This is a genomic window from Pseudomonas sp. HY13-MNA-CIBAN-0226, assembly GCF_040310305.1.
Classification (GTDB): Bacteria; Pseudomonadota; Gammaproteobacteria; order Pseudomonadales; family Pseudomonadaceae; genus Aquipseudomonas; species Aquipseudomonas gregormendelii.
In genome coordinates this window covers 1-274 of record NZ_JBEOPS010000245.1, presented here as the reverse complement: position 1 = coordinate 274, position 274 = coordinate 1, and the positions used below count along the sequence as shown (strand labels likewise).

Annotated in this window: 1 protein-coding gene; it reads left to right on the top strand. The window is 58.4% G+C overall.

All coding sequences use genetic code 11. From position 1 onward, the window contains the following. Nucleotides 1-274 (top strand): dTDP-4-dehydrorhamnose 3,5-epimerase (gene rfbC, locus AAEZ05_RS28605; protein WP_350649963.1); only part of this gene is annotated, 274 nt, incomplete at both ends.

The window sequence follows — 274 nt, the reverse complement described above, 5'->3', positions numbered from 1 at the left end:
GCTGCGAGGCCTTCACTATCAGGTCGAACACGCCCAGGGGAAATTGGTGCGTGTAACCGCCGGAGAGGTACTGGACGTTGCGGTGGATATCCGCCGCAGCTCACCACATTTTGGCAAATGGGCCAGCGTGCGCCTATCTGCCGACAATAACCGCCAGCTGTGGATTCCACCGGGCTTCGCCCACGGTTTTGTAGTCCTCAGCGAATACGCTGAATTCCTCTACAAAACCACGGATTACTACACGCCGTCTGCGGAGCGGTGCATTCGCTGGGAC